General features: G+C 66.3%; 1 protein-coding gene. It reads right to left on the bottom strand.

Going from position 1 to position 273, the window contains the following annotated elements:
* On the bottom strand, positions 1-273 hold a 273-nt coding region (locus tag ABFX56_RS16080; protein WP_346234363.1), incomplete at both ends, for an ATP-binding cassette domain-containing protein.

The following is a 273-nucleotide window of genomic DNA, read 5'->3' as shown; positions in this document are numbered from 1 at the left end:
GTGGTTGTGCCCACGCGTTCCTGGAACCGCTTGAGCTCGTCCCGGGCGGTAGCGCGAAGTTTCGCATCCAGGTTGGAAAGCTGTTCGTCCAGGAGGAACACCGCGGGATTGCGCACCATCGCTCTGGCCAACGCGACACGTTGCCGTTCACCGCCGGACAGTTGCCGCGGTTTCCGGTCGAGCAGTCCGCCCAGGCCGAGCACCTCGGCCGCCTGCTGGGCCTTTGCCTCGCGTTCCTCTTTCTCCATGTGCGCGGCACGCAGCGGGAACACG

The organism is Parafrigoribacterium mesophilum, from assembly GCF_039652555.1.
In the GTDB taxonomy this organism is placed as follows: domain Bacteria; phylum Actinomycetota; class Actinomycetes; order Actinomycetales; family Microbacteriaceae; genus Parafrigoribacterium; species Parafrigoribacterium mesophilum.
Note: the sequence above shows the minus strand (reverse complement) of the source record. Positions and strands in the feature narration are given on the sequence as shown.